At 70.6% G+C, this 25,005-nt stretch carries 20 protein-coding genes and 2 pseudogenes; 12 read left to right on the top strand and 10 right to left on the bottom strand.

Annotated elements, in window-relative coordinates; translation table 11 throughout:
- The first annotated feature begins 125 nt into the window (after window positions 1-125).
- Window positions 126-1,259, top strand: a complete 1,134-nt coding sequence (locus R3F55_14450; protein MEZ5668611.1) for a TAXI family TRAP transporter solute-binding subunit — start codon at window positions 126-128, stop codon at window positions 1,257-1,259.
- On the opposite strand, the gene R3F55_14445 is transcribed toward R3F55_14450, so the two are convergent.
- Window positions 1,163-2,143, bottom strand: a complete 981-nt coding sequence (locus tag R3F55_14445; GenBank protein ID MEZ5668610.1) for a LysR substrate-binding domain-containing protein — start codon at window positions 2,141-2,143, stop codon at window positions 1,163-1,165. The genes R3F55_14450 and R3F55_14445 overlap by 97 nt on opposite strands.
- A 113-nt stretch (window positions 2,144-2,256) precedes the next feature.
- Between R3F55_14445 and R3F55_14440 the strand changes: the two genes are divergently transcribed.
- Window positions 2,257-2,424, top strand: a complete 168-nt coding sequence (locus R3F55_14440) for a DUF1127 domain-containing protein (GenBank protein ID MEZ5668609.1) — start codon at window positions 2,257-2,259, stop codon at window positions 2,422-2,424.
- Here R3F55_14440 and R3F55_14435 read toward each other — a convergent pair whose 3' ends face one another.
- Entirely contained in the window at window positions 2,425-3,081 is a 657-nt protein-coding gene (locus tag R3F55_14435; GenBank protein ID MEZ5668608.1) for a helix-turn-helix domain-containing protein, read from the bottom strand.
- Between the two features lie 118 nt (window positions 3,082-3,199).
- Between R3F55_14435 and R3F55_14430 the strand changes: the two genes are divergently transcribed.
- The 7 genes and pseudogenes from R3F55_14430 (at window position 3,200) to R3F55_14400 (ending at window position 8,328) form a co-directional block, all read left to right on the top strand.
- Entirely contained in the window at window positions 3,200-3,853 is a 654-nt protein-coding gene (locus R3F55_14430) for a CoA transferase (GenBank protein MEZ5668607.1), read from the top strand.
- 39 nt (window positions 3,854-3,892) lie between these two features.
- Window positions 3,893-4,084, top strand: a pseudogene (locus R3F55_14425) (CoA transferase).
- Between the two features lie 307 nt (window positions 4,085-4,391).
- Window positions 4,392-5,251, top strand: a pseudogene (locus R3F55_14420) (citryl-CoA lyase).
- Between the two features lie 153 nt (window positions 5,252-5,404).
- Window positions 5,405-6,376, top strand: a complete 972-nt coding sequence (locus R3F55_14415) for a tripartite tricarboxylate transporter substrate-binding protein (protein ID MEZ5668606.1) — start codon at window positions 5,405-5,407, stop codon at window positions 6,374-6,376.
- A complete protein-coding gene (locus R3F55_14410; GenBank protein ID MEZ5668605.1) occupies window positions 6,376-6,582 on the top strand; it encodes a hypothetical protein in 207 nt (68 codons plus the stop codon). The genes R3F55_14415 and R3F55_14410 overlap by 1 nt, the downstream gene beginning before the upstream one ends.
- Window positions 6,583-6,596: 14 nt before the next feature.
- Window positions 6,597-6,806 carry a tripartite tricarboxylate transporter TctB family protein gene (locus R3F55_14405; GenBank protein ID MEZ5668604.1) on the top strand — a complete coding sequence of 70 codons (210 nt, stop codon included), beginning with the start codon at window positions 6,597-6,599 and terminating at the stop codon, window positions 6,804-6,806.
- 1 nt (window position 6,807) lies between these two features.
- Window positions 6,808-8,328 carry a tripartite tricarboxylate transporter permease gene (locus R3F55_14400; protein ID MEZ5668603.1) on the top strand — a complete coding sequence of 507 codons (1,521 nt, stop codon included), beginning with the start codon at window positions 6,808-6,810 and terminating at the stop codon, window positions 8,326-8,328.
- 15 nt (window positions 8,329-8,343) lie between these two features.
- Here R3F55_14400 and R3F55_14395 read toward each other — a convergent pair whose 3' ends face one another.
- Window positions 8,344-8,949: a cell cycle transcriptional regulator TrcR gene (locus tag R3F55_14395; protein MEZ5668602.1), complete on the bottom strand. Its 606-nt coding sequence runs from the start codon at window positions 8,947-8,949 to the stop codon at window positions 8,344-8,346.
- A gap of 131 nt (window positions 8,950-9,080) precedes the next feature.
- Window positions 9,081-10,058, bottom strand: a complete 978-nt coding sequence (locus R3F55_14390) for an NAD(P)H-quinone oxidoreductase (GenBank protein ID MEZ5668601.1) — start codon at window positions 10,056-10,058, stop codon at window positions 9,081-9,083.
- A gap of 384 nt (window positions 10,059-10,442) precedes the next feature.
- Here R3F55_14390 and phaZ point away from each other — a divergent pair, with 384 nt between their 5' ends.
- Both phaZ and R3F55_14380 read left to right on the top strand, forming a co-directional pair.
- Complete coding sequence (phaZ, locus tag R3F55_14385) at window positions 10,443-11,732, top strand: polyhydroxyalkanoate depolymerase (GenBank protein ID MEZ5668600.1); 1,290 nt, start codon at window positions 10,443-10,445, stop codon at window positions 11,730-11,732.
- Between the two features lie 110 nt (window positions 11,733-11,842).
- Complete coding sequence (locus R3F55_14380; protein ID MEZ5668599.1) at window positions 11,843-12,031, top strand: DUF1192 family protein; 189 nt, start codon at window positions 11,843-11,845, stop codon at window positions 12,029-12,031.
- A gap of 33 nt (window positions 12,032-12,064) precedes the next feature.
- On the opposite strand, the gene dacB is transcribed toward R3F55_14380, so the two are convergent.
- Complete coding sequence (gene dacB / locus R3F55_14375) at window positions 12,065-13,555, bottom strand: D-alanyl-D-alanine carboxypeptidase/D-alanyl-D-alanine-endopeptidase (GenBank protein ID MEZ5668598.1); 1,491 nt, start codon at window positions 13,553-13,555, stop codon at window positions 12,065-12,067.
- A 287-nt stretch (window positions 13,556-13,842) separates the two neighbouring features.
- On the opposite strand from dacB, the gene R3F55_14370 reads away from it, so the two are divergent.
- Complete coding sequence (locus tag R3F55_14370) at window positions 13,843-15,048, top strand: flagellar hook-basal body complex protein (protein MEZ5668597.1); 1,206 nt, start codon at window positions 13,843-13,845, stop codon at window positions 15,046-15,048.
- A gap of 12 nt (window positions 15,049-15,060) precedes the next feature.
- On the opposite strand, the gene lpxK is transcribed toward R3F55_14370, so the two are convergent.
- From lpxK to R3F55_14345, 5 genes are all read right to left on the bottom strand, one after another.
- A complete protein-coding gene (gene lpxK / locus R3F55_14365; protein ID MEZ5668596.1) occupies window positions 15,061-16,047 on the bottom strand; it encodes a tetraacyldisaccharide 4'-kinase in 987 nt (328 codons plus the stop codon).
- A complete protein-coding gene (locus R3F55_14360; GenBank protein ID MEZ5668595.1) occupies window positions 16,034-17,359 on the bottom strand; it encodes a 3-deoxy-D-manno-octulosonic acid transferase in 1,326 nt (441 codons plus the stop codon). Before R3F55_14360 ends, lpxK begins: the two co-directional genes overlap by 14 nt.
- A gap of 15 nt (window positions 17,360-17,374) precedes the next feature.
- Window positions 17,375-18,124, bottom strand: a complete 750-nt coding sequence (locus R3F55_14355; protein MEZ5668594.1) for a lysophospholipid acyltransferase family protein — start codon at window positions 18,122-18,124, stop codon at window positions 17,375-17,377.
- A 7-nt stretch (window positions 18,125-18,131) separates the two neighbouring features.
- The gene (locus tag R3F55_14350) at window positions 18,132-20,003 is read right to left on the bottom strand and encodes an ABC transporter transmembrane domain-containing protein (protein MEZ5668593.1); all 1,872 of its coding nucleotides are present in this window, start codon (window positions 20,001-20,003) and stop codon (window positions 18,132-18,134) included.
- Between the two features lie 103 nt (window positions 20,004-20,106).
- Window positions 20,107-24,972 carry an NAD-glutamate dehydrogenase gene (locus tag R3F55_14345; protein MEZ5668592.1) on the bottom strand — a complete coding sequence of 1,622 codons (4,866 nt, stop codon included), beginning with the start codon at window positions 24,970-24,972 and terminating at the stop codon, window positions 20,107-20,109.
- Window positions 24,973-25,005: the final 33 nt, after the last annotated feature.

The following is a 25,005-nucleotide window of genomic DNA, read 5'->3' as shown; positions in this document are numbered from 1 at the left end:
CCGGCCGGCCGCGCGACGGCCGCGTCCGTCACAATCCTTACCCATTTTTATGACAAATGGCGTAAGGATCGTAACGGCCTTGCCCGCAGGCGGCACGATGTCGCCGGGCCAACGGATTCGCAGCCATGTCACCGGTTCCCGGCGTGACCGCGCAAAGGGTCACGCGACGCCTGTTCAATCTCGGACTGCTCGCCGCCGGCACCGGCCTGGGCTTTGCCGGCGTGCGCGGGCTGTTGCCGAATCGACCGGCCGCCAGCGCCCAGGAAGTGCGCTACCTGCGCATCGGCACGGGCGACGTGGGCGGGGTCTATTTCCGCGTCGGCGGGATCCTGGCCAACATGTTCAGCGACCCGGCCTCCGTCTCCGAATGCGAGGGCGCCGGCCCGTGCGGCGTGCCCGGCGTGGTCGCGGTGGCGCAGGCCACCGGCGGCTCGGTCGACAATGTCGGCCGCATAGGCGGCGGCGACCTGGAAGCCGGGCTGTGCCAGTCCGACGTCGCCTATTGGGCGTACCACGGCAAGGAGATGTTCGCCGACGCGGCGGTCGACACGCTGCGGCTGGTCGCGAATCTCTACAGCGAGGCTGTGCACGTCGTCGTGGCCGCGGACAGCGACGCCGCCTCGATCGGCGACCTGGCCGGCCGCCGCGTCGTCGTCGGCGCCGAAGGTTCCGGCAGCCTGATCGGCGCGCGCATCATCCTCGCCGCCTACGGGCTGGACCTCGACCGGATCGTCCCGATCTACGAGAACATCACCATGGGCGTGACGCTGCTGGAGGCCGGCGAGGCGGACGCGGTGTTCGTCACCAGCGGCGCGCCGTCGCCGTCGCTGATGCCGCTGGCCGAGGGACCGGGGTTCCGGCTGCTGGACATCGACGATGCCCATGTCGAGGCGATACGCCGGCAGGCGCCATTCTTCACCCGCCTGCGCATCCCGCGCGACCAGTATCACGGTGTCGGCGACACCCGCACCCTGGCGGTCGGCGCCCAGCTGTTCGTGCAGGCTGCGCTGGACGAGGACGTGGTGTTCGCACTGACGCGCGCGCTCTGGCATCCGTCGAACCGCAGCGTGCTCAACAACGGGCATCCGGTCGGCCAGCGCATCGTGCTGGAGAAGGCGCTGTCTGGCATGACGGTGCCGCTGCACCCCGGCGCCGCCCGCTTCTACGAGACGGTCGAGCTGCCGGTCGCCGGACCGACCGAGCTGCCGGCCGATGGAGGCGCCGAACCGGACGCGCCGGACGCCCCGGAACCGCAGTAGGACGCGGTCGCCCTCCCCTCCTCCGCCAGCCACGCGGCAAAGGCCGCGGCGGCCGGATGCCCACCCTGGCGCGGCCAATAGGCGACATAGGCATGGCCACCGTCGACGAAACCGAGCGGCGCGACCAGCCGTCCGGCGGCGAGATCGTCGGCCACCAGCGGGTACGGGCCGATCGCCACGCCGAGGCCGGCAGCGGCGGCCTCGAGCATGAAATAGAAGTGCTCGAACTCCGCACCCTGGTCGACCGCCAGCCCGTCCATGCCGACCCGCGCCATCCAGTCCGGCCAGGCATCGCGCCGCGAGGCGGTATGCAGTCGCGGGACCGCCAGCAGGTCGCGCGGCCCGTGCACCCCGCCCGCCGGCGTCAACCGAGGCGCCAGCACGGGCCCTACTTGCTCCGGCAGGAACGGCACTGCCGCCGTGCCATCGGGAAACGGTGCGGCCAGCCGGCGGATGGCCAGGTCGATATGCTCGCGCGCGAAGGCGACCGGCTCGTCGGAAGCGGACAGCCGCACGTCGATCTCCGGATGCCGGGCCTTGAACCGGTGCAGGCGCGGAATCAGCCAGCGCATCAGCAGCGTGGCAAGGCATGACACCTGCAGCTCGGCGACGCCGCGCCGCATCACCGCGGTCGTCGCCCGCTCCATCATCTCGAATGCCGGCGTGAGGCCCTGCGCCAGCAGCAGCCCGGCCTGGGTCAGCCGCTGGTCGTGGCGCGGTCCCTCGACCAGCCTGCAGCCGAGCACCGCCTCCAGCTGCCTGACCTGCCGACTGACCGCGCCATGGGTCACCGAAAGCTCGTCCGCGGCCCGGCCCATGCGCCCGGTCCTGGCGGTCGCCTCGAAGGCGCGCAGCGCGTTCAGCGGCAAGAGGCCACGATGCATATTCGTGAGCCTACCTCACGATTAACGGGAGAGAAATCGTTATTTTCCAATGATCGTTTCGGCCATTCTTGTGCGCATGAGGATCAGACTCCCCTCCGCTGCCAGGGCGTCCGTTGCGACCGTGGGCCTGGCATACGCCGCTGGCCGCTGTCCGCACCTGGCGGGCGGTTCGGCGCCAGCGGATTGCGCTGTCGCGGCTCGACCGACGCCTGCTGGCGGACATCGGCGTCGACCCGGATGCCGCCTGCCGGGAATGCGAAAAGCCGCCCTGGCGCGCCTGATCAGGCCACGCGCGCCGACAGTTCCGCCGCGATCCCGGCGAGCAGCGCCGCGGCGCGCCCGCGCGCCCCTTCGTCGAATCGCGCCACCGGCCCCGACACCGCCAGCGCGCCGCGCAGGGCGCCATCGGCGCCGGTCACCGCCGCCGCCACCGCGGCCAGCTCCGGGTTGCGCTCGCCGACCGAGACCACCGGCCGCGGCGGCGCATCGCGCGTGAACTCGCGCAGCACATGGGCGGCGGCGCCGCGGTCCAGCGGCAGGCGGGCACCCTCGTCCAGGTGGTGGCGCACGACACGCGGCGAGTTCTCGCGATACAGGCAGACCCGCTCGTCGCCCTCGCGGACATAGAACGACGCGGTCTCGCCGGTCGCCGCCACCAGCTGGCGCAACGCCGGTCGGACAACCTCACCGAGGTCGAAGCCGCGCCGGTACAGCGAGCCCAGCCGCCACAGGCTCGGCCCGAGCCGGTAGAGCCCGTCGGAACCGCGCAGCAGGTAGCCGTATCGCTGCAGCGACGCCGCCAGGCGCAGGATGGTGCTCTTGTAGAGCCCGGTCTCGTCCGCCAGCTCCGCCAGTCCCATGCGCTCGCGCTGCTGGTTGAACGCCTCGAGGATCGAGAGCGCCCGTTCCACCGCCTCCACCCGCTGCTCGCGCGCCATCGTCCGCTCCGTTCTGTCTGGCAGAATGCCATTGCACAACCGTTGCCCCGGCACAACCGCGGCGCCTAGCCTCGCCGCCGGGATTGGAAACGCGCCCCAAGGGCTATCGGCGATCGCAATGAATCCGCTGGACGGAATCCGGGTCCTCGACCTGACCAATGTGCTGGCAGGCCCGTTCTGCTGTCACCAGCTCGCCCACATGGGTGCCGACGTGATCAAGGTCGAGGCGGTCGGCCACGGCGACCTGGCCCGCCGCCTCGGTGCCGACGAGAGCCTGAACGCCCGCGGCATGGGCGTTTCGTTCCTGGCCCAGAACGCAGGCAAGCGCTCGGTTACCGCCAATCTGAAACATCCGCGCGGGCGCGAGGCGTTCCTTGCGCTGATGCGCACCGCCGACGTGGTGGTGGAGAATTTCCGTCCCGGCGTGATGGATCGGCTCGGCCTGGGCTGGCCGGCGCTGCGTGAAATGCGGCCAGGGCTGATCTATTGCGCCATATCCGGCTTCGGCCAGGACGGGCCATGGCGCGACCTGCCCGCCTACGACCAGGTCATCAGGGCTGCGCGGGGTGATGGCGGTGACCAGGGCGCCGGAAGGGCCGCGTCCGCGTGGGATTCCCGGTCTGCGACACCATCGGCGGGCTGGCCGCCGCCTTCGCCATCGCCGCGGCCTGGCCGGACGCGGCCGCGGCCGCGCCGATGGCCACTTCATCGACGTCTCGATGCTGGAGGCGACGCTGGCGACCATGGGCTGGGCGGTCTCCGAACTGGCTGATCGCCGGCGCGTCGCTCCGGTGGCCACAGCGGCGAGAACGTGACCGCGGCGCCGTCGAAGGCCTTCGCCGCCGCCGACGGCCTGCTCAACATCGCCGCCAACAAGGACGAGCAGTGGGTCGCGCTGTGCCGGGTGCTCGGCTGCGAGGCCCCGCTGGTCGACGATCCGCGCTTCGCAGCCGAATGGCGACCTGGCGCAACCAGGCCTGCGCTGAAGGCGGCGCTCGAGCTGACGCTGACCACGCCGGCCGGCGGCGTTTGGGTGCGGGCTGAACACGCCTCGGGGTGCCGGCGGGGGCGGTGCACAGCGTCCCCGACATCTCGACCGCCCGCAGGTGGCCGGGCGCGGGATGATCGCGCGCTTCGCGGATGCCGGGGTCAGCCGCGACATCCGCGTGGTGCGGACCGGCTTCAAGGAGACCGACGACCGGGCGCCGGCGGTCGACACCCCGCCGCCGACCCTGGGCCAGCACAACGACCAGGTCTATGGCGCTGGGCTGACCGCGCGGCGCTGGACGCGCTGCGCGCCGAGGCGCGATATGGAAGTGCCTGCCGTCGGGCCGCCGTCGGATGCCGACTGGTGGCGCACCGAGATCATCGACATGGTGCCGGGCCAGATCCGGCTGCGCGGCCACCCGATCGAAGAGCTGATCGGCGCGTCAGTTTCGCCGCGATGATCTGGATGATGACGCGCGGCGCCTGCCCGCGGCGGGCGAGCGCGCCTGCTGGAGGCGGCCCTGGTCGCGGCGGTCGACCATAACCGCAGGCGCCGTCGATCGCCTGCGCACGCATGGCGGTGACCTGCGGACTGGGGCTCAACGGTGCTCGCCTCGGCGGTCAGCATGTCGACGACGTGCATGGCGGGGCGGGCGAGCAGGCGAGTGGCGTTGTATGGCAGATCAAAGGCGGAACCAGGCCGGCGATGCCGCCGCCTGCCTGCGCCGCGCTGGCAGCGATCGACCGGCTGCGCGAGGGCGGCCAGGCCTATGTCCCCGGCTTCGGTCACCGCTTCCACAAGCCGGTCGATCCGCGCGCGCCGCGCCTGCTGTCGCTGGTCGACGCCGCAGCCCGCGACGGCGTGTGCACCGGCCGCATCGCCGCCGTCGGCCGCGCCCTTGAGGCCGCGCTGGCGGAACGGAAGGGAAAGCCGGTGCCGATGAACATCGACGGGGCGACCGCGGTGATCTTCGCGGAGCTCGGCTTTGCCGCGCCGCTGGCCCGCGGCCTGTTCTGCCTCTCGCGCTCGGTCGGCATCGTCGCCCATGGCTGGGAGCAGATGCAGCAGGGCGGGCGCAACAAGGGCCCGACGCCGCCGGCCTATCGCTGGACCTATGACGGTCCGAACCCGATCGCGCCGTTCCCGACCGATGCCGGCGGCGCGGCGCGAGAGGAGGATTGACATCGTGCCCGGGCGGCCCCGCCTTTCCGGCGTGACCGATACGGCCCGCAGCACTAGTGTGGGCGACCGACCGGCAGGACGCCGGTCCAAGCAGAACCGTTGTGCCGGCCCCCGGCCGACAGAAACACCGATAGGGAGGACATCATGATCCGAATGACGACGACCCTTGCCGCGCTGGCGTTGGCCGGCGGCATGGCGTTCGAGGCCCAGGCGTTCGAGCCGGGCGACGTGGAATGCATCGCGCCGGCCAATCCGGGCGGCGGCTGGGACTTCACCTGCCGCCAGGTCGGCAAGGTGCTCAGCGACCTGGGCCTGGTCCCCGGCCAGGTCGAGGTGACCAACATGGCCGGTGGCGGCGGCGGCGTCGCCTATGCCTATGTCGTAACCGAGCGCGGCGACGACGCGAACCTGCTGGTCGCGGCCTCGACGGCGACCACCACCCGGCTGGCGCAGAACCAGTTCGTCGGCCTGACCGCCGACCAGGTCCGCTTCGTCGGCTCGCTCGGCGCCGACTACGGCGTGATCGTGGTGGCGGCCGATTCGCCCTATCAGTCGCTCGGCGACCTGGTCGATGCCGTCAAGGCGGACCCGTCGTCGATCACCTTCGCCGGCGGCAGCGCGGCCGGCGGCTTCGACCACCTCAAGGTCCTGCAGGTGATGAAGTCGGCGGGCTTCGACGATATCCGCTCGATCCCCTACATCGCCTTCGACGGCGGCGGCGAGGCGGTGACCCAGGTGCTGGGCGGCCACGTCACCGCGATGACCGGCGACATCTCCGAGGTGCTCGGCTTCATGCAGGCCGGCGACGTGCGCGTGCTCGGCGTGCTGTCGGACGAACGCCTGCCCGGCGAGCTCGCCGACATCCCGACCGCGACCGAGCAGGGCTTCGCCGTGGTGGCGCCGAACTGGCGCGGCTTCTACGTGCCGAAGGATGCCGGCGACGACAGCTTCACCTACTGGGCCGGCGCGCTCGACACCATCTACCAGTCCGACGAATGGCAGCAGATCATGGTCGAGAACGGCCTGATGCCGTTCTTCAAGGCCGGGCCCGACTTCCAGGGCTTCGTCGACGCCCAGGTCGCCGACATCGCAGCGCTGAGCCGCGAGATCGGGGTCATCCAGTAGTGGCCGACCGCCTGCTGGGCGGTCTCGTTCTGATCGTGGCGCTCGCCTATCTGGCGGGCGCCACCCAGATCGAAGCGGCGTTGATCTTCGACCCGCTCGGTCCGCGCACCTTCCCGATCATCATCGGCGGCCTGCTGGCCGTCAGCGCCCTCTATCCGCTGGTGCGGCCCGATCCGACCCGGCATGGCCGGCGCGCCGGCGGCTGATCGAGATCGGCCTCGTGCTGGCAAGCCTGATCGCCTACGCCTATCTGCTGAAGCCGCTGGGCTTCGTGCTGGCCACCGCACTGGCCGCCGGCTTCGTCAGCTGGCGCCTGGGCTCGCGGCCGATGCTCGCGCCGGCGATCGGCGTCGGGGTGTCGCTGACGATCTACGCCGTGTTCCGCCTGATACTGGGGCTGTCGCTGGCACGCGGTCCCTGGGGATTCTGACGTGGAGACGCTGAATTTCCTGATCGACGGCTTCGGCATCGCCCTCACGCTGGAGAATCTGGGCCTCGCGTTGCTCGGCTGCTTCCTCGGCACCATCATCGGTGCGCTGCCCGGTCTCGGCCCGTCGAACGGGGTCGCCATCCTGATCCCGCTCGCCTTCCAGCTCGACCTCGGCGCCACCGAGGCGCTGATCCTGCTGACCTCGGTCTACTACGGGGCCATGTACGGCGGACGCATCTCATCGATCCTGCTCAACATCCCCGGCGACGAGCCGGCGCTGATGACCACGCTGGACGGCTTCCCGATGGCCAGGCAAGGCAAGGCGGGCGAGGCGCTGGCACTCAGCGGCGTCGCCTCGTTCGTCGGCGGCTTCTTCGCCACCGTCGGGCTGGTCATCCTGGCGCCGCTGATGACCGAGGTCGCGCTGCTGTTCGGCCCGGCGGAATATTTCGCCCTGTTCGCCCTGGCCTTTGCCACCCTCGGCGGAATCGCCAGCCGCAACCAGGCCAAGGCGCTGATGGCCGCCGCCTTCGGGCTGGCGCTATCGATGATCGGCATCGACGGCTCGTCCGGCACCGCACGTTTCACCTACGGCGAGATGCACCTGATGGACGGCATCGACTTCCTGGTCGCCATCGTCGGGCTGTTCGCCATCGCCGAGGTGTTGCTGTTCCTCGAGCATCGCGGCCAGGACTCGGCGATCGGCGTCGCGCTCGGCCGGATCACGGTGCCGATGCGCACGCTGGCGCGCACCGGCTGGACCATGGCGCGCAGCACGGTGATCGGTTTCGTCGCCGGCGTGCTGCCGGGCGCCGGCGCCTCGCTGGGCAGCTTCGTCGCCTATACCATCGAGAAGCGCATCGCCGACAAGACCGGCAGCTTCGGCAAGGGCGATCCCAGGGGCGTGGCCGCGCCGGAAGCCGGCAACAACGCGGCTGCCGGCGGCGCACTGGTGCCGATGCTGACCCTGGGCGTGCCGGGCAGCGGCACCACGGCGGTGCTGCTGGCCATGCTGATGACGCTGAACATCACGCCGGGCCCGCTGCTGTTCGAACAGAAGCCCGACGTGGTCTGGGGTCTGATCGCGGCGCTGTTCATCGGCAACGTCATGCTGCTGGTGATGAACATCCCGCTGGTCGGGCTGTTCGTGCGGCTGCTGATGGTGCCGGCGCACATCCTGATGCCGGCGGTGGCGATGATCGCCTTCGTCGGCATCTATTCGATCTCCGGCTCGGTGTTCGACCTGCTGGTGATGATCGGCTTCGGCGTGATCGGCTATGGCTGCCGCAAGCTCGACATCCCGACGGTGCCGATCATCCTCGGCATCCTGCTCGGCAACCAGATGGAGAACAATCTCCGGCGGGCCCTGACGATCTCCAACGGCGACTGGTCGATCCTGGTCGGCAGCCCGATCGCGATCGGGCTGTGGGTCGCCGCCCTGCTCGGCTTCGTGGCGCCGCTGCTGATCGGCAGGTTCCTGCGTCCGCGCCGGCTGGTCGACGAGACCGCCGAGACCGACTGATCCGGGCCGGCGGCGTCAGTCCAGCGCCGGCTGGTTGTCGATGTCGTCGTCGAGAACCGGCTGCGGCCCTTCGCCGGGCAGGTGTTCCGGCTCGGTCGCCGCCCGCCGCGGCGCGCGGTCCAGGGCGGCCTGCAGTTCCATCTGCGTGCACAGCCCCAGCTGGATCGGGTCCTGCGCCTTGATGTTCTGGATGTTCCAGTGGCTGCGGTCGCGGATCGCCTGGATGGTCGGCTTGGTGGTGCCGATCAGCTTGGAGACCTGCGCATCGGTCAGCTGCGGATGGTGGCGCAGCAGCCAGGCCACGGCATTCGGCTTGTCCTGGCGCTTGGCGATCGGAGTGTAACGCGGCCCCTTGCTGCGTGCAGCCGGTTCCGGCACGTCGCGCTTGGCCATCTTCAGCCGGGTGGTCGGGTCTCCGGCGCAGCGGTCGAGTTCGGCCTGGGTCAGCTGGCCGTTGGCGATCGGGTCCCATCCCTTCATGCCGACTGCGGACTGGCCGTCGGCGATCGCCTGGACCTCCAGCGCGTGCAGGCCGGTGAACGCGGCAATCTGGTCGAAGGTCAGCGCGGTGTTCTCCACCAGCCAGACGGCGGTCGCCTTCGGCATCAGCAGCTGAGTCATACAGTCGCTCCTTTCGCGCGGCCGACCGGCCGCGGCGTCGAATTCCGGTCGAGGTGTCCAATGCGTGGCCGGCCAGACCGCCTGCGATAAAGGGCGGTCGACGGCACTTCCGGGTGTGTCGCCGACATGGCCTACACCGTCAGCACGATCTTGCCAATATGGGCACCGCTCTCCATCAACTTATGCGCTTCGGCGGCCTGCGCCAACGGAAAGGTCGCCTCGATCACCGGCCGCACGGTGCCGGCAGCCAGCAGCGGCCATACCTTGCCATGAAGTTCCGCCGCGATGGCACCCTTCTCGGCGACGCTGCGCGGGCGCAGGGTCGACCCGGTCAGCGTCAACCGCCGGCGCATGATCGGGTTGAGGTCGATCGTCACCTTCGAGCCCTGCAGGAAGGCGATCTGCACAAGCCTGCCGTCCTGGCGCAGCAGGTCGATGTTGCGCGCGGTGTAGTCGCCGCCGACCATGTCGAGGATCACGTCGACGCCGTCGCCGCCGGTCAGCGCGCGCACCGCCTCGACGAAGTCCGCCGCGCGATAGTTGACCGCGCGGGCGCCGAGACGTTCGCAGGCGGCGCATTTCTCCGCGCTGCCGGCGGTCGCCACCACGGTCGCGCCGAGCGCCACGCCGAGCTGGATCGCGGTGGTGCCGATCCCGCTGGAGCCGCCGTGCACCAGCAGGGTCTCGCCCGGCTGCAGACGGCCGCGCTGGAACACGTTGGTCCACACGGTGAAAAACGTTTCCGGCACGGCCGCGGCCGCAACCATGTCCAGGCCGGCCGGCACCGGCAGGCATTGCGGTGCGGGCGCCGCGCAATAGTCCGCATAGCCGCCGCCCGCCACCAGCGCGCAGACCGCATCGCCGACCGCGAGCCCGCCGCAGTCGCCCGCGCCCAGCGCGACGACCGTGCCGGCGACCTCCAGCCCCGGCAGTTCCGACGCGCCCGGCGGCGGCGGGTAGCCGCCCTTGCGCTGCAGCACATCGGGCCGGTTGACCCCGGCCGCCGCGACCCGGATCAGCGCCTCGCCGGCCCCCGGCCGCGGCAGCGGCACCCGAGTCGGTTGCAGCACCTCCGGCCCGCCCGGCTGGGCGATCGCGATGGCTTCCATGGATTCCGGCAGCGTTTCCAGCATGTTGGCGCACTCTCCTGCAAATAATTGCCTGGACCGAACCGCCCGCCACGCCTCGTTAACGATTTGTTAATTAATTCAGCGTTAGGGTTGGTATGGGCTGAATAGAACATTCGGTCTCCGGGTGAAACGTCCCCCCGATTTCACCCAAGCCTCCCTGTTGACGAGGGCCGCCGTTCCCCCCACGGCGGCCCTTTCACTTTTCACGGCTGCGCGAGCGCGCCGACGGGCGCTTGCCTCGCTGCGCGTCCTCATCATTTGGCAATCTGTTGGCGCACATATTGAATGGCAATGCCTGCCGACTCGGCGGCATCAGACCGCCGCAGCGGCGCGCGATGGCGCATCAGGCCGGAAGGTGGACCCATGCTGTACCAGCTCTATGAATTGTCGCGGCTGTCGATGGCGCCCGCCCGGGCCATGAGCGAGAGCATGCGCATGGTGCTCGACCATCCGCTGAACCCGATGGCGGCGACGCCGTGGGGCCGGGCGATGGCGTCGGCGGCCGACCTGTTCGAGCACTTCACCCGCAGCTACGGCAAGCCGTCGTGGCAGTTGCCGACGACCACGATCAAGGGCCGCGAGGTCGCCGTCGAGGAAGAGGTCGTCGTCCGCCGCACATATTGCCACCTGCTCCACTTCAAGCGCGCCACCGAGCATGCCGACCCCAAGCTGCTGATCGTGGCGCCGCTGTCCGGCCACTATGCGACGCTGCTGCGCGGCACGGTCGAGACGCTGCTGCCCGACCACGACGTCTATGTCACCGACTGGCAGGACTGCCGCCAGATCCCGGTGACCCAGGACCGCTTCAACCTGAACGACTACATCGACTACGTGGTCGATTTCCTGCACCTGCTCGGGCCGAACACGCACGTGCTCGCCGTCTGCCAGCCGTCCGTGCCGGCCTTCGCCGCGGTGTCGGTCATGTCCGGCTGGGGCGACAATTGCGTGCCGCCCAGCCTGACCATGATCGGCGGGCCGATCGACACGCGCAAGTCGCCCACCCAGGTCAACCTGCTGGCCAAGGAACACTCGATCGACTGGTTCAAGGCCAACGTCATCATGAAGGTGCCGCCGCCCTATCCCGGCATGTTCCGCGACGTCTATCCCGGCTTCATCCAGCTGACCAATTTCATCGCGATGAATTTCGAGCAGCACAAGCAGTCGTACCACGAGCTGTTCGAGCACCTGGTACGCGGCGACGAGGAGGCATCGGAGAAGAAGCGTGCCTTCTACGAGGAATATCGTTCGGTCATGGACCTGCCGGCCGAGTTCTACCTGCAGACCGTGAAGACCGTGTTCCAGGACCACGACCTGCCCGACGGCCGGATGATCGCGCGCTGGCACCCGGTGCTGCCGGAATATGTGACGCGCACCGCGCTGATGTGCGTCGAGGGCGAACTCGACGACATCTCCGGCATCGGCCAGACCAAGGCGGCGCTGGAGATCACGCCCAACCTGCCCGACGACAAGAAGCAATACCACCTGCAGCGCGGCGTCGGTCACTACGGCGTCTTCAACGGGCGGCGCTGGCGCGAGGAGGTGGCCCCGCGCATCCGCAACTTCATCCGCGCCCACGACCACAGCGCCGACAGCGGCCGCGCCCTGGCCGCTGGCTGGCGTGGCAGGAACCGGCGCGCGGCGGCGCGCGGCTGACCTTCGCCGAGCATTGCCGCGGCCCCACCGCGGGGCGATCACATTTTGCCCGGGCGTCTTGGCGCGCGCGGCGGGATGGATAAACTGGCGCGCTCAGGACGGAGGGCGCCATGGACATCGAACCGATCCGCATCAAGGAGCACGAATTCAAGCCGGGCGAGCGCAAGCTCGACACGATGTCGGTCGACGAGCTGCAGGCCTATATCGGCGACCTGAAGGCCGAGATTGCCCGGGCCGAGGCCGCCATCGAGGCGAAGGCCGCCTTCCGTTCGCGCGCGGAATCGGTGTTCAAGAGCTGAGGCTGCCGTCCTGCGGCCGGGCCTCGCGACGTCCTACAGGTTCTCCGCCCACTTGGTGACCATCGTGCGCTCCAGCTCGCGCGCCCGGTTGAACCAGTTGCGCGCCGAGGCCGGGGTCGAGGCGTCGCGCAGGTCGAGCACCGCGTCCAGCGCCTCGCGCGCCGCGAAGTCGGAGACGAAAATCGCAAAGGCCAGCCGCCGGCCGGACTGCGCCACGATATAGCCGGCCAGCCCGACCGCGTACGCCATGGTACCGGTCTTCGCCCGCACCTGCACCCGGCTGCCCGACTGGCCCTGGTTCAGATTGCCCTCCCATCGCACCGGCGACAGCAGGTCGAAGATGTGCGGGCCGTCCGGCGAGTCGGCATAGCCGAGGATCGCGCACATCTGCGCCGGGCTGATCCGCGACTGCGAACTGAGGCCGGAGTGGTTCTCCATGGCATAGCCGGCCCAGTCGGCCGTGACCTGGCGCTGCAGCCACGCGGCGGTGGTGTTGACGCCGTGGGTCAGGCTGGCCAGCGGGCCCGCCTGCTGGCGCGCCGCCGCAAGCCCAACCAGCTCGGCGGCCAGGTTGTTGCTGTGCTCGAAGATCTGGCTGACCAGGACCGGCAGCGTCTCGCCCTCGTGCACCGCCAGCAGATAGGCGCTGGCCGGCGTCGGCTGCTCGATCGGCTCCGGCAGCACGATGCCGGCATTGGCGGCCACTGCGCGGAACAGCATCGCCGCGTGATAGGCCGGCTGGCGCACCGGCAGCCACACCGCGCCCTCGCCGTGCAGGCTGTCGGCATGGACCCAGCTCTCCTGGCCGCCGTCGTCGGAACCGTAGTCGAGCAGGGCGCCGAACGAGCCGCCATTCTCCACGTCGATCCAGTCCACCGTCACCCTGCCGCTGTCGGCATAGGCGTAGACCGCAGTGGCGATGCCGGGGCCGCTGGGGGTCCATTCCAGGTGGACGCGGTTGAAGTTGACCGACAGCGCCGCGACGCCGGGGTTGTAGCCGGCGGTCACCGGCTGGGTCGGCGTGATCAGGCGCGTCTGCGGCAGCCAGGCGGGATCGAAGCGGAAGCTGCCGGTGATGCCACGGATGCCGGCACCGGCCAGCTGTGCCGCGAGGTCCTTCAGCCCGTCCGTCGTCAGCAGCGGGTCGCCGAGCCCGCGCAGATAGATGTCGCCGTGAAACATGCCGTCGACAATCAGGCCGTCGCCGAGCACTTCCGTGCGCGGGCGATAATCCGGTCCCAATATGCCCAGAGCCGCGACCATCGCCGGCACCTTGGCCGTCGAGGCCGGGATGAAGCCCTGGTCGACGCGGCCGCCGGCCACCTGCTCGCCGGTCTCCAGGTCGACCAACAGATAGCCGACCTGTTCCGGCGGGAAGGCGAAGCGCGTCAGCAGCGCCTCGGTATCGGCCGCGATATCGGCATGCGCCGCGCGCAGCGGCAGGATGGCCAACAGGGCAAGGGCGACGGCCAACGCGGCGAGGCGAACCCGACCGACCTCGGCAGCCCGGCGATCCGTTCTCATCGACTGTGGAAACTCCGCATCCGCACGAATCGCCGGATTATGCCACGGGCGCGCGCGAATGTGGTGCCGGATCGGTGCGACGGTTTCTGCATGGGCGGCAATTCCCGCCCGGCATTTCCTGCCTTACCGGACTGACGGAACCGGCGGGCCGGCACCAACCGATGAAAAAGCCGCCTGTTTTCAAAGCACTACCGATGCACCCGATTCCGCCGCAGTGGCACGGGTCGTGCGTAGGGTTCCGCGCGGCACGCCCGCAGGTACCGGCCCCTTCCAGGAAGGACCCCCTTATGAGCCTGACCGGCGCATTCTGGATCAGCAGCACCGCGATGGCCGCCCAGGGCCAGGCGCTGGGCGCCATCGGCGACAACATCGCCAACCTGAACACCGGCGGCTATCGGCGGCGCGACGTCAATTTCTCCGAGCTGCTCGGCCACAGCGACAAGTTCCAGGCCAAGTCGAGCGGTGCCAAGGCCGGCGTCACCAAGCGCGTGGAAACCAGCGGCGCCTACCAGGTGTCGGATCGCGGCCTCAACGCCGCGATGAACGGCCGGGCGATGTTCGTGGTGTCTAAGGACACCGGCGGCGCCGACCAGTACTACACCCGCTTCGGCGCCTTCGAGGCGAAGCAGGACAGCACCGGCACGCTGCGCCTGGCGACGCAGAACGACTATTACCTGATGGGGTGGCCGGTCGCGGACGACGGCACCGTGTCCACCGCGCTGCAGACCATCGCCCTGCCCGGCCGCACCCAGCCGCTGGACGCGATCGAGTCGACCAGCGCCACCGTCAACGACAACCTGCCGGCGCTGTCCAGCGTCGGCGACCAGGTGACGCGCAGCTTCTCGGTCTATGACGCCGCGGGCACGCTGCACAATGTCGACCTGGTGTTCGAGAACACCGGCGTGAACAGCTGGCAGGTGACCGCCAGTTCCACCTCCGGCACCATCGCGCTCGCCACCTCGCCGATGCCGCTGACCTTCGACAGCAGCTCCGGCGCGATCACCGGCACCTCGTCGGTCGCGCTCACCGGGACCTGGTCGAACAGCGAAAGCGCCACCATCGACGTCGCCTTCGACGGCATGACGCAGTGGGGCGAGGCCAGCGCGCCGCGCGCGGTCGAGGTCGACGGCGCCCCGGCCGGCTATGTCAGCAGCTATTATTTCGACAGCGACGGCTTCCTCAACGTCGCCTATTCGAACGGCCAGGTGCGGCCGATCTACCAGATTCCCGGTGCCGTGTTCCGCAACGCCTCCGGCCTGACCGAGGCCACCGGCGACGTGTTCAAGGCTTCGCAGACCTCCGGCGCGGCGGCGCTGGTCGACCCGCAGGCGAGCGAACTCGGCAAGTTCCTCGCCAACACGCTCGAGCTCAGCAACGTCGACCTCGCCCGCGAGATGACCAACCTGATCCAGACCCAGCGTGCCTACAGCACGGCGGCGACGGCGTTCCGGACGGTCGACGAGATGACGACGGTGGTCCGCGACCTGACCTGATTCCGCCGCCGGCTAAGGCGTCCGCCCGCACGCCCGAGCGAGCAGCGCGCGGACGCGCTGCGGCGCGTCGAAAACCATGCGGCCGTCGATCCGCGCGACCGCCGCGCGTTGCGCGGGCGGCAGCCGGACATGGTCCTTCGCCGTCGTCACCAGCATCGCCCCCGCCGCCTGCGCCGTCGCCTGCAGCCGCCCGATATCGGCCGGCGCATAGACGTGATGGTCGGGAAAGGCACGGGCCTCCACCACCCGGCAGCCCAGCGCACCGACCGCCGCAAAGAACTTTTCCGGCCGCGCCAGCCCGGCGAAGGCCACCACCGGCCTGCCGGCCAGCGCCGCAGCCGCGGCATCGAGCGCGAACCGGGCTCCGAAGCGCGGCAGCCCGGCGGCCAGCCGATCCAGCGTCGCCTCGACAGCCGCGGTCGCGGACCCGACCACGACCAGCGCACCGGCGCGGGCGAGGCCGTCGCCGATGCGCTCGCGCAGCGGTCCGGCCGGCATCACCAGGCCGTTGCCGAAGCCAGTCGCGCCGTCCACCACCACCAGCGACAGCGTCTTGGCCAGGTGCGGGTTCTGGAAGCCGTCGTCCATCACCAGCGCGCCGGCGCCCGCGGCGGCGGCGGCGCGAGCGCCGGCCACCCGGTCGCGCGACACCCAGCACGGCGCGACCTCGGCCAGCAGCAGCGGCTCGTCCCCGACCTCGACATGGCTGTGGACCGCGGGATCCACGCGCACCGGGCCGGCCAGGCGGCCGCCATAGCCGCGGGTCAGGAAGTGCGGGGCGGCGCCCATCTCCGCCAGCATCTCGGCCAGCGCGATCGCGGTCGGCGTCTTGCCGGCGCCGCCGACGGTCAGGTTGCCGACGCAGATGACCGGCAGGCCGCAGGCCTGCGGCCGCGCCAGCCGTTGGCGCAGCCGCGCGCCGAAGCCGTAGAGCGCGCCGAGCGGGGCCAGGGCCAGGGCAACGCCCGACCTGCGCGACCAGAATTCAGGCGCGTGCATGGCCGGCCGACCGGCCCGCCGGCATCGGGTCCCGCCGCGGCGGCGGCCCCGCCCCGTAGAGAATGTCGTAAAGCGCCGCCTCCAGCCGGTCGAGCACGCCGGACTGGTCCGCGACCAGGCGGTGCGCCGCCGCGGCCATGGCGTCGTGGGCGGCCGAGTCCTGCAGGAGTTCGGCCAGCGCCGCGGCACAGGCGGCCGGACCGTCGACCTGGCGTGCCGCGCCGGCGTCCAGCAGCAGCCCGCTGATCTCGGGGAAGTTCCACATCGCCGGCCCGACCAGCACCGGACAGCCGAGCTGGGCCGGCTCATACGGGTTCTGCCCGCCGCGGTCGATCCACGAGCCGCCGACGAAGGCGGCTCGGGCGAGGCGGTAGAACAGGCCCATCTCGCCGATGGTGTCGGCGAGGTAGAATCCGGTCCGGCCGACGATCGGTTCGTCGGCGGAGCGGCGCGCAACGCCGAGGCCGGTCGCGCGCAGCAGCGCGGCAACCTCGGCGCCGCGGCCGGGATGGCGCGGCGCCACCAGGGTCAGCAGGTCGGGAATCCGCGGCGCCAGGGCGGCATGGACCTCGGCCACCAGGCGCTCCTCGCCCGGATGGGTGCTGGCGGCCAGCCACACCGGGCGCGCGCCGATGGCGCTGTGCAGCGCCTGCAGCCGGACCGGATCGGCCGGCAGCGGCGCGGCGGCCATCTTCAGGTTGCCGACGACACGCACCGGCGCGGCGCCCAGGCCGGCCAGGATGCCGGCGACGCGGTCGGTCTGCGCCAGGCTGACGGCGAAGCAGCGCAACAGCGCGCGCGCCGCCCCGGGAATCCGGCGCCAGCTGCGGGCGCTGGCATCCGACATCCGCGCATTGACCAGCGCCATCGGGACGCCGCGGCGATGGGTCTCCAGCACCAGGTTGGGCCAGAACTCGGACTCGACCCACAGCGCGGCGTCGGGTCGCCAGTGGTCGAGGAAGCGGCGCACCCACGCCGCCCGGTCGACCGGCACATACTGATGCAGCGCGCGCGCCGGCAGCCGCTCCGCCATCAGCCGGGCGGAGGTGACTGTGCCGGTGGTGACCAGCACCGACGCGGCGGGATCGCGCTCGAGCACGCGGTTGACCAGCGGCAGCACGCTGAGCGACTCGCCGACGCTGGCGGCATGCATCCAGATCAGCCGGCCGGGCGGACGCGGGCGGCCGGCCGCGCCGCGCCGCTCGCCGCGCCGCGCCGGATCCTCGCGGCCGCGGCGCTCGCGCCGGCGCAGATAGGCCTCGACCAGCGGCCCGGCCAGGGTGGTCGCGGCGCGATAGGCCGGCCAGATCATGCCGTCACCGATCGCTCACGCGGCCGAGGCACGCTGCGGCGCCTCGAACGGGTCGGCGTCCAGCACCGATTCGTCGGCCAGGGCCTCCGGCTGGATCGGTTCGTGCCCGCAGGCCCGATCCGCCGCCGCGGTCAGCGCGTTCATGCTGTCCTCGAGCCGGCGCCGAGCGGCCGCCAGCGTGGCCTGATCGGCCCGCTGCGGCAGCACGATCGGCTCGCCGACGGCCAGGTGCGCCCGGCCGAACGGCCAGGGAATCAGGAACCGGTCCCAGCTGCGGTTGAACTTCGCGCGCGTGGTCGAATAGCTGACCGGCACCACCGGCGCGCCGCTGAGCGCCGCCAGCGCCACCGGCCCGATCCGCGCGCGCATCCGCGGCCCGCGCGGCCCGTCCGGCGTGATGCAGATCGAATCGCCGTTGCGCAGCAGCCGCATCAGCGTCAGCGTGGCGGCGCGCGCACCCTTGGAGCTCGATCCCGTCACGGTCTGCAGCCGCATGCGCTGCACCGCCTCGGCGATAAGGCGGCCGTCGCGATGCTGGGAGATCAGCACGTGCACCGGCTTGTCGCGCGGGGTGAAGCCGGGCATCAGCAGCATCCGGCCGTGCCAGAAGCACCAGATCACCGGCTTGCCATCGGCGATCAGCCGCTGCACCGAGTCCGGGATATCGCGCTGCCACCGGTTGGTGTGGAAGACGAACCATACCCACAGCGGAATCACCCGCACCAGGATCGCCCGCGCCCAGTCCTTGCGTGTTGCCCAGCGCATCGTCCGCTCAGCCCTCGCCGACGGCAGCAAGTTCCGGCATGCCGCCATAGTCCTGGCGGAACTGGATGCGGCAAAGCCGGGCATAGAGGCCGCCCTGCGCGAACAGCTCGGCATGGCGCCCGTGCTCGACCACCCGGCCCTCTTCGAGAACGTAGATGTCGTCGGCGTCGCGCACGGTGGCGAGCCGGTGGGCGATCACCAGCGTGGTGCGGTTCTTCATCAGCCGGCGCAGCGCCAGCTGGATCTGCATCTCCGATTCGGCGTCCAGCGCCGAGGTCGCCTCGTCCAGCAGCAGGATCGGTGCGTCCTTCAGCATCGCCCGCGCGATGGCGATGCGCTGGCGCTGGCCGCCTGATAGCCGGCCGCCGTCCTGGCCGACCACGGTGTCGTAGCCGTCCGGCAGCGCCATGATGAAGTCGTGCGCCGCTGCCGCCTTGGCCGCGGCGACGATCTCGTCGTCGCTGGCCGGGCGGCCACCCGCCCGGCCGAAGCCGATGTTGGCGCGGACTGTGTCGTCGAACAACGTGATGTCCTGAGACACCAGCGCGATCGAATTGCGCAGCGACTCCAGCGTGACCGCCGCGACATCGCTGCCGTCGATGCTGACCCGGCCGGCGGACACGTCGAAGAAGCGCGGGATCAGGTTGAAGGCTGTGGTCTTGCCGGCGCCGGAGGGGCCGACCAGCGCGGTCATGCGACCCGGGCGCGCGACCAGGCTGAGCCCGCGCAGAGCCCCGCCGGCGCCGTCGTCGACGCCCGCCGCAGCACCCCGCTCGGGATAGCTGAAGAACACCTCGTCGAAGCGGACCTCGCCGGCGCCGACCGCCAGCGGCTGCGCGTCCGGGCGGTCGACCACCGTCGGCCGCTCGTCCAGCAGCTCGAACACCCGCTGGGCCGCGGCCAGCGATTCCTGCAGGCTGGCGTTCAGGCTGCCCAGGCCGGTCGCCGGCTGGTAGGCCATCAGCAGCGCGGCGACGAAGCCGGCGAACTCGCCCAGCGTGCCGTAGCCGGCCAGGATCATGTAGCTGCCGATGCCGAACACCAGCGCGACCGCCGCCCCGCCCAGCACCTCCAGGATCGGATAGGTCCGCGCCCGCGCCCGCACCGCCTTCATCGACAGCGCGCGCACCGCCTCGATGGTGGAATCCGCGCGGGCCTGGGCGTGATCCTCCAGGCGATAGGCTTTGACCATGCGGATGCCGGCGAAGCTCTCGTCCATCACGTGGGCGAGCTGTCCCATCTCGACCTGGGTCGACTTCGACACCTTGCGCAGCTTGCGGCCGATGGTGACGATCGGGATCGCGCTCAGCGGAAACACCACGAACACGCCCAGCGCCAGAATCCAGTTCAGGTAGAACATCGCGCCGACCAGGATGGCCACGGTCAGCAGGTCGCGGACCAGCGTGGTCAGCACCTTCGACATGCCGTCGCGCATCATGAACACGTCGACCGTGAAGCGCGCCACCAGCTTGCCGGTCGCGGTACGCTGGAACGACAGCGCGTCGGCGCGCATCAGATGGCCGAACATCGCCCGCTGCAGGGCCGAGATCACCTTGAACGCGACCGACTGCACCACCACCGACTGGCCATAGCTGGCCATGCCCTTGGCCAGCGTGACCGCCAGCACCGCCAGCGGCACGACGATCAGCAGGCTGCGGTCGACCGCCGCGTCGCCGCCGGCCTCGAATGCGGTCATCGCGCCGATCGCCTGGTCGATGATCAGCGGATAGGCGCCGGAGGTGGCCGCGACCACCACCATCATGGCAAAGGCGAACAGCACCTGGCGTTTGTATGGCCGCATCCAGTCCCGCCACAGCCGGGCGACCAGCAGCCGGGTCGAATGATCAGTCTGGCCCGCGGGCGCTCGCTCTTTGCTCACCAGGACTTTCGTTCAGCATATTGCAGGTGCGAACCGGTGATAGCATGGCAGCCGCGCGCCCGCCACTGCGGCGGACGCGCCCTGCCGGTTCCCCTTCGGCGGCTCAGGCGCTGGCGAGCAGCGTGCCCAGGTGCCGGCGCGCCACCATCAGCATGGCAAGGTCGGTGATCTCGCCCTGGCCGAGGTCTTCCCACAGCGAGTCCCAGCGGCCGACGGCTTCGGCCCGCTGGTCGAGCCAGCCGGCGATCGCGCCGGCGGCGTCCGCTTCCGGGTCGCTGGCCGCGAGCACGGCGCGGGTCAGGTCCGACTGGACCGCATCCAGCTCGTCGACCACCGCCGCCGCCGCGCGCCGGGTCCAGTCGCTGTCGCCGCTCAGCCGCCCGGCGGCGCTGCGCAGCCGCCCGATCGCAAAACGGTCCGCCAGCGCGAAGAAGATCGCGCCGACCAGCTCCACGTTGCGCTTCGGCGCGGCCCGCTGGATGGCGACGATGTCCACCCCCTGCTCGAGCCAGAGCAGGTTGGCGAACGCCCGCGCCGCCTCGGCCGGCACGCCGGCGGCGGCCAGTTCCGCCGCGCGCGCGTCGCGCGCCGCCAGCTCGGAAGCCGGCAGCAGCGAATCCAGCGTCGCTTCCAGCTTCTCCAGGCCGGGCCGGAACTTCTTGGCATGCGCCGCGATTTCCAGCGGACGGGCGCCATATTGCAGGAACCAGCCGGTGGCGCGGTCGGTCAGGCGGTTGACCCCATTCAGCATGCCGATCTGCACGTCGGCCGGCACCCGGTTGTCGAGCTGGCTGACCGCGGCCCAAAGCCCGCGCAGGTCGTGCACCTCGCGCACGATGCTGTAGGCCCGCGTCACATCCGCGGCCGAGCAGCTGAACCGTCCCTTCAGGTCGTAGACGAAGGTCAGGCCGCTGCGATTGACGATCGAGTTGGTGACGAAGGTGGCAATGATCTCGCGCGCCAGCGGATGGGCGGTCAGCGCGTCCGGGAAGCGCTTGCGCAGCGGGCGCGGGAAGTAGCGGAACAGGTCGTCGACCAGGCCCTTGTCATCGGGCAGGTCGGAGCCGAGCAACTCGTCGTAGAGCGCGATCTTGGCATAGGCCAGCAGCACGGCCAGTTCAGGCCGCACCAGGCCGCGGCCGGCCGCTGCGCGCTGCTTGATCGCCTCGCCGTCGGGCAGGAACTCGATCGCCCGGTTCAGCCGGCCCTCGCGCTCGAGCGTGCGCATCAGGCGCTGGTGCGCCGGCAGCGCGCGCCCCGCCTGCGCCTGGGCGACCGACAGCGCCTGTGTCTGCAGGTAATTGTCCTGCAGCACCAGCTCGGCGACCTCGTCGGTCATGTCGACCAGCAGTGCGTCGCGCTGCTTGCGGGTCATGTCGCCGGCCGCGACGATGCGGTTCAGCAGCACCTTGATGTTGACCTCGTGGTCGGAGCAGTCGACGCCCGCCGAATTGTCGATCGCATCGGTGTTGATGCGGCCGCCGCGCAGGGCATAGGCGATGCGCCCGCGCTGGGTGAAGCCGAGGTTGGCGCCTTCGCCGACGACGGCACAGCGCAGTTCCATGGCGTCGACCCGCAGGGCGTCGTTGGCCTTGTCGCCGACCTGGGCGTGGCTTTCCTCCGCCGCCTTGACGAAGGTGCCGATGCCGCCGAACCACAGCAGGTCGACCTCGGCGGTCAGCAGCGCGTGGATCAGCTCGTCGGGCGTCACCTTCTCGCTGGCGATGCCGAATCGCTGCATGATCTCCGGCGTCAGCGTCAGCGATTTCTTCGACCGCTCGAAGATCGCACCGCCGGCCGAAAGCAGGGCGGTGTCGTAGTCGGCCCAGGACGACCGCGGCAGCTCGAACAGGCGCTTACGCTCGGCGAAGCCGGCAGCCGGGTCGGGATCCGGGTCGATGAAGATGTGCATGTGGTTGAAGGCGCCGACCAGGCGGATGTGCTCCGACAGCAGCATGCCGTTGCCGAACACGTCGCCGGCCATGTCGCCGACGCCGACCACGCTGAAATCCTCGCTCTGGATGTCCTTGCCGATCTCGCGGAAGTGCCGCTTGACCGACTCCCAGGCGCCGCGGGCGGTGATGCCCATCGCCTTGTGGTCGTAGCCGGCCGAGCCGCCGGAGGCGAATGCGTCGTCGAGCCAGAAGCCGTATTCCTGCGAGACGCCGTTGGCGATGTCGGAGAAGGTCGCGGTGCCCTTGTCGGCGGCGACGACCAGATAGGGATCGTCCTCGTCGTGGCGCACCACGCGGTCCGGCGGCACCAGCGCGCCGTCGACCAGGTTGTCGGTGATGTCCAGCAGGCCGCGCATGAAGGTCTGGTAGCAGGCCACGCCCTCGTCGCGCTGGGCCTGGCGGTCGGCGGCCGCATCGCCGCTCGGCGCCGGCGGCTGCTTGACCACGAAGCCGCCCTTCGAGCCGACCGGCACGATGACGGCGTTCTTGACCATCTGCGCCTTCATCAGGCCCAGCACCTCGGTGCGGAAGTCCTCGCGCCGGTCCGACCAGCGGATGCCGCCGCGCGCGACCTTGCCGCCGCGCAGGTGCACCGCCTCGACCCGCGGGCTGTAGACGAACACCTCGACCATCGGCCGCGGCAGCGGCAGGCCGTCCACCTTGCGCGAATCGAGCTTGAACGAAAGATAGGCCTTGGGCCCGCCGTCGGCCGCGGTCTGGAACGCGTTGGTGCGCAGGATCGAGGTCAGCAGGTTGAGGAACCGGCGCACGATGCGGTCCTCGTCCAGGCTGCTGACGTCGGCCAGCGCCGCCTCGATCTGCGCCAGCAGGTCGGCCTCGGCCGCCGCCCGGTCGCCGTCGGCCGCCGGATCGAAGCGGATGCGGAACAGCCGCAGCAGGCAGGAGGCGAGATAGGGGTGGTTCGACAGCGCCTGGGCCATATAGCCTTCGCTGTACTGGATGCCCGCCTGGCGCAGGTACTTCGCCAGCGCGCGCAGCATCGAGACCTCGCGCGAGCTCAGCCCGCTCGTCAGCACCAGCGCGTTGAAGCCGTCGTCCTCGACGACGCCGTTCCAGACGTCGAGGAAGGCCTCCTCGAAGCGCTGCTTGACGTGCTCGACGTCGATCGGCATGCGGTCGCGGGTCAGCGCCTCGAAGTCGTGCACATAGATCGTCGCGCCGTCGCGGGTCTCGATCCGGAACGGTGCCTCGGTCAGCACCTTCAGGCCCATGTGCTCGAACATCGGCAGCACGTCGGACAGCGGCACCGGACGGTCGGGGTGGTAGAGCTTGACCCGCACGGCGTCCGCCGGCAGCTCGATCGGCCGGTAGAGATTGAGGCGCAGCGTCTCCTCGGTGCGCGACCTGTCGATCCGCTCCAGGTCGAAGACGGCGACCTGCGGCGCCACCCGCTCGCGATAGCTCGCCGGCAGCCCCTCGGCGTACAGCCGGTGCAGCGCCAGCCCCTTGTCCTCGCCCAGCGTGGCGACCAGCGCGACGCGCAGGTCGTCGGCCCAGGACCGCGAGGCGGCGACGATGCGCTGCTCCAGCTCGGCCAGGTCGACGTCCGGGATCATCCCGGGCTCGGTGGCGATGATCATGTGCACGCGGGCCAGCACCGCGTCGGCGCTGAGCTCCGGATAGAAGGTGCTGACCCGGCCGTTGAACGCCTCTGCCAGGATCTCGCCGAATTTGTGTCGCAGCGCGGTGTCGTAGCGGTCGCGCGGGCAGTAGATGAAGCACGACACGAAGCGCTCGAACGGATCGGTGCGCACGAACAGTGCTGTGCGCTGGCGCTCCTGCAGGTTGAGGATGCCGCCGGCGATACGGGCCAGGTCCTCGACGCCGATCTGGTAGAACTCGTCGCGCGGGAAGGTTTCCAGCGTGTGTTCCAGCGCCTTGGCGGCATGGGACTTCGGCGGAAATCCCGCCAGCCGCAGCACCGCCTGCAGCTTGGCGCGGAGGAAGGGCACGGTCTGCGCCCGCTGTGCGTAGGAGGCCGAGGTGAACAGGCCGACGAAATTGTGCTCGCCCTTCACCGCCCCCTTGTCGTCGAAACGCTTGATGCTGATGACGTCGAGGTGGACGCCGCGGTGCACGGTCGAGCGGCGGTTGGCCTTGGTCACCTGCACCAGGTGCGGCGCGCGCACGAAGTGCCGCACCTCCTCGGGCAGCCGGCCCAGCTCGCGCCGGCCGCGGAAGATGCGCACGTCCGGGTCGCGCAGGATGCCGAGGCCGCTGCCCTCGTCGACCTCCATCATCTCCGCGTCGCCGGCGCCGAGGAACGAGTAACGGCGGTAGCCGAGGAAGGTGAAGTTGTCGGCGGCCAGCCAGCGCAGGAAGGCGACGGCCTCGTCGACCTCCTCCGCCGCCACGCCGGCGGAACGCTCCGACAGCCCCTCGGCCAGCGCCTGCGACTGGTCGAGCATCTTGCGCCAGTCCGCCACGGCCAGCGCCACGTCGTTGAGCACGGCGAGCAGCCCGTCGCGAACGGCGTCGAGCTCGGCCGGCGAGGTCAGCTCGTCGACCTCGATGTGCATGTGGCTCTCGCCGCGGCCCTCCGGCACCGAGCCCGGCGCCTCGCACAGCGCCGTGATGGCGCCGTCGTCCGCGCGGGCGACGTTGAGGACCGGATGGACGATCAGGTGGACGGCCAGGCCGCGCCGGTTGAGTTCGGTGGTGATCGAATCGACCAGGAACGGCATGTCGCGCTGGACGATCTCGATGATCGTGTGCGCCGACTGCCAGCCATGCTGCTCGACGTCCGGGTTGAAGATGCGCACCTGGGGCTTGCCGTCGGCCCAGCGATACGCCAGCCGGAACAGGGCCAGCCCCGCGCCGAGCAGGGCGTCGCTGCCCCGTTCCTGCATGTCCTCCGGCGGGACATGGCTGTACAGACATGACAGATAGCGGACGAACAGCGCCCGTTCGGCTTCGGGCATGCGCTGGCTTTCGGCCAGCGCGATCAAACGATCGACCTCCTCGACTTTCTTCACCGCGGCTGACTTGGTCATGTCACTCTCCAGGGGGCAAGGAGAACCATCCAC

This window comes from Alphaproteobacteria bacterium (assembly GCA_041396705.1).
Classification (GTDB): domain Bacteria; phylum Pseudomonadota; class Alphaproteobacteria; order CALKHQ01; family CALKHQ01; genus CALKHQ01.
Note: the sequence above shows the minus strand (reverse complement) of the source record. Positions and strands in the feature narration are given on the sequence as shown.

Bases quoted from the DNA above. Each gene is read 5' to 3' on its own strand.
- R3F55_14450 (MEZ5668611.1), top strand. From the start codon at position 126: ATGTCACCGGTTCCCGGCGTGACCGCGCAAAGGGTCACGCGACGCCTG.
- R3F55_14445 (MEZ5668610.1), bottom strand. From the start codon at position 2,143: ATGCATCGTGGCCTCTTGCCGCTGAACGCGCTGCGCGCCTTCGAGGCG.
- R3F55_14435 (MEZ5668608.1), bottom strand. From the start codon at position 3,081: ATGGCGCGCGAGCAGCGGGTGGAGGCGGTGGAACGGGCGCTCTCGATC.
- R3F55_14430 (MEZ5668607.1), top strand. From the start codon at position 3,200: ATGAATCCGCTGGACGGAATCCGGGTCCTCGACCTGACCAATGTGCTG.
- R3F55_14415 (MEZ5668606.1), top strand. From the start codon at position 5,405: ATGACGACGACCCTTGCCGCGCTGGCGTTGGCCGGCGGCATGGCGTTC.
- R3F55_14395 (MEZ5668602.1), bottom strand. From the start codon at position 8,949: ATGACTCAGCTGCTGATGCCGAAGGCGACCGCCGTCTGGCTGGTGGAG.
- R3F55_14390 (MEZ5668601.1), bottom strand. From the start codon at position 10,058: ATGGAAGCCATCGCGATCGCCCAGCCGGGCGGGCCGGAGGTGCTGCAA.
- phaZ (MEZ5668600.1), top strand. From the start codon at position 10,443: ATGCTGTACCAGCTCTATGAATTGTCGCGGCTGTCGATGGCGCCCGCC.
- R3F55_14380 (MEZ5668599.1), top strand. From the start codon at position 11,843: ATGGACATCGAACCGATCCGCATCAAGGAGCACGAATTCAAGCCGGGC.
- dacB (MEZ5668598.1), bottom strand. From the start codon at position 13,555: ATGAGAACGGATCGCCGGGCTGCCGAGGTCGGTCGGGTTCGCCTCGCC.
- R3F55_14370 (MEZ5668597.1), top strand. From the start codon at position 13,843: ATGAGCCTGACCGGCGCATTCTGGATCAGCAGCACCGCGATGGCCGCC.
- lpxK (MEZ5668596.1), bottom strand. From the start codon at position 16,047: ATGCACGCGCCTGAATTCTGGTCGCGCAGGTCGGGCGTTGCCCTGGCC.
- R3F55_14360 (MEZ5668595.1), bottom strand. From the start codon at position 17,359: ATGATCTGGCCGGCCTATCGCGCCGCGACCACCCTGGCCGGGCCGCTG.
- R3F55_14355 (MEZ5668594.1), bottom strand. From the start codon at position 18,124: ATGCGCTGGGCAACACGCAAGGACTGGGCGCGGGCGATCCTGGTGCGG.
- R3F55_14345 (MEZ5668592.1), bottom strand. From the start codon at position 24,972: ATGACCAAGTCAGCCGCGGTGAAGAAAGTCGAGGAGGTCGATCGTTTG.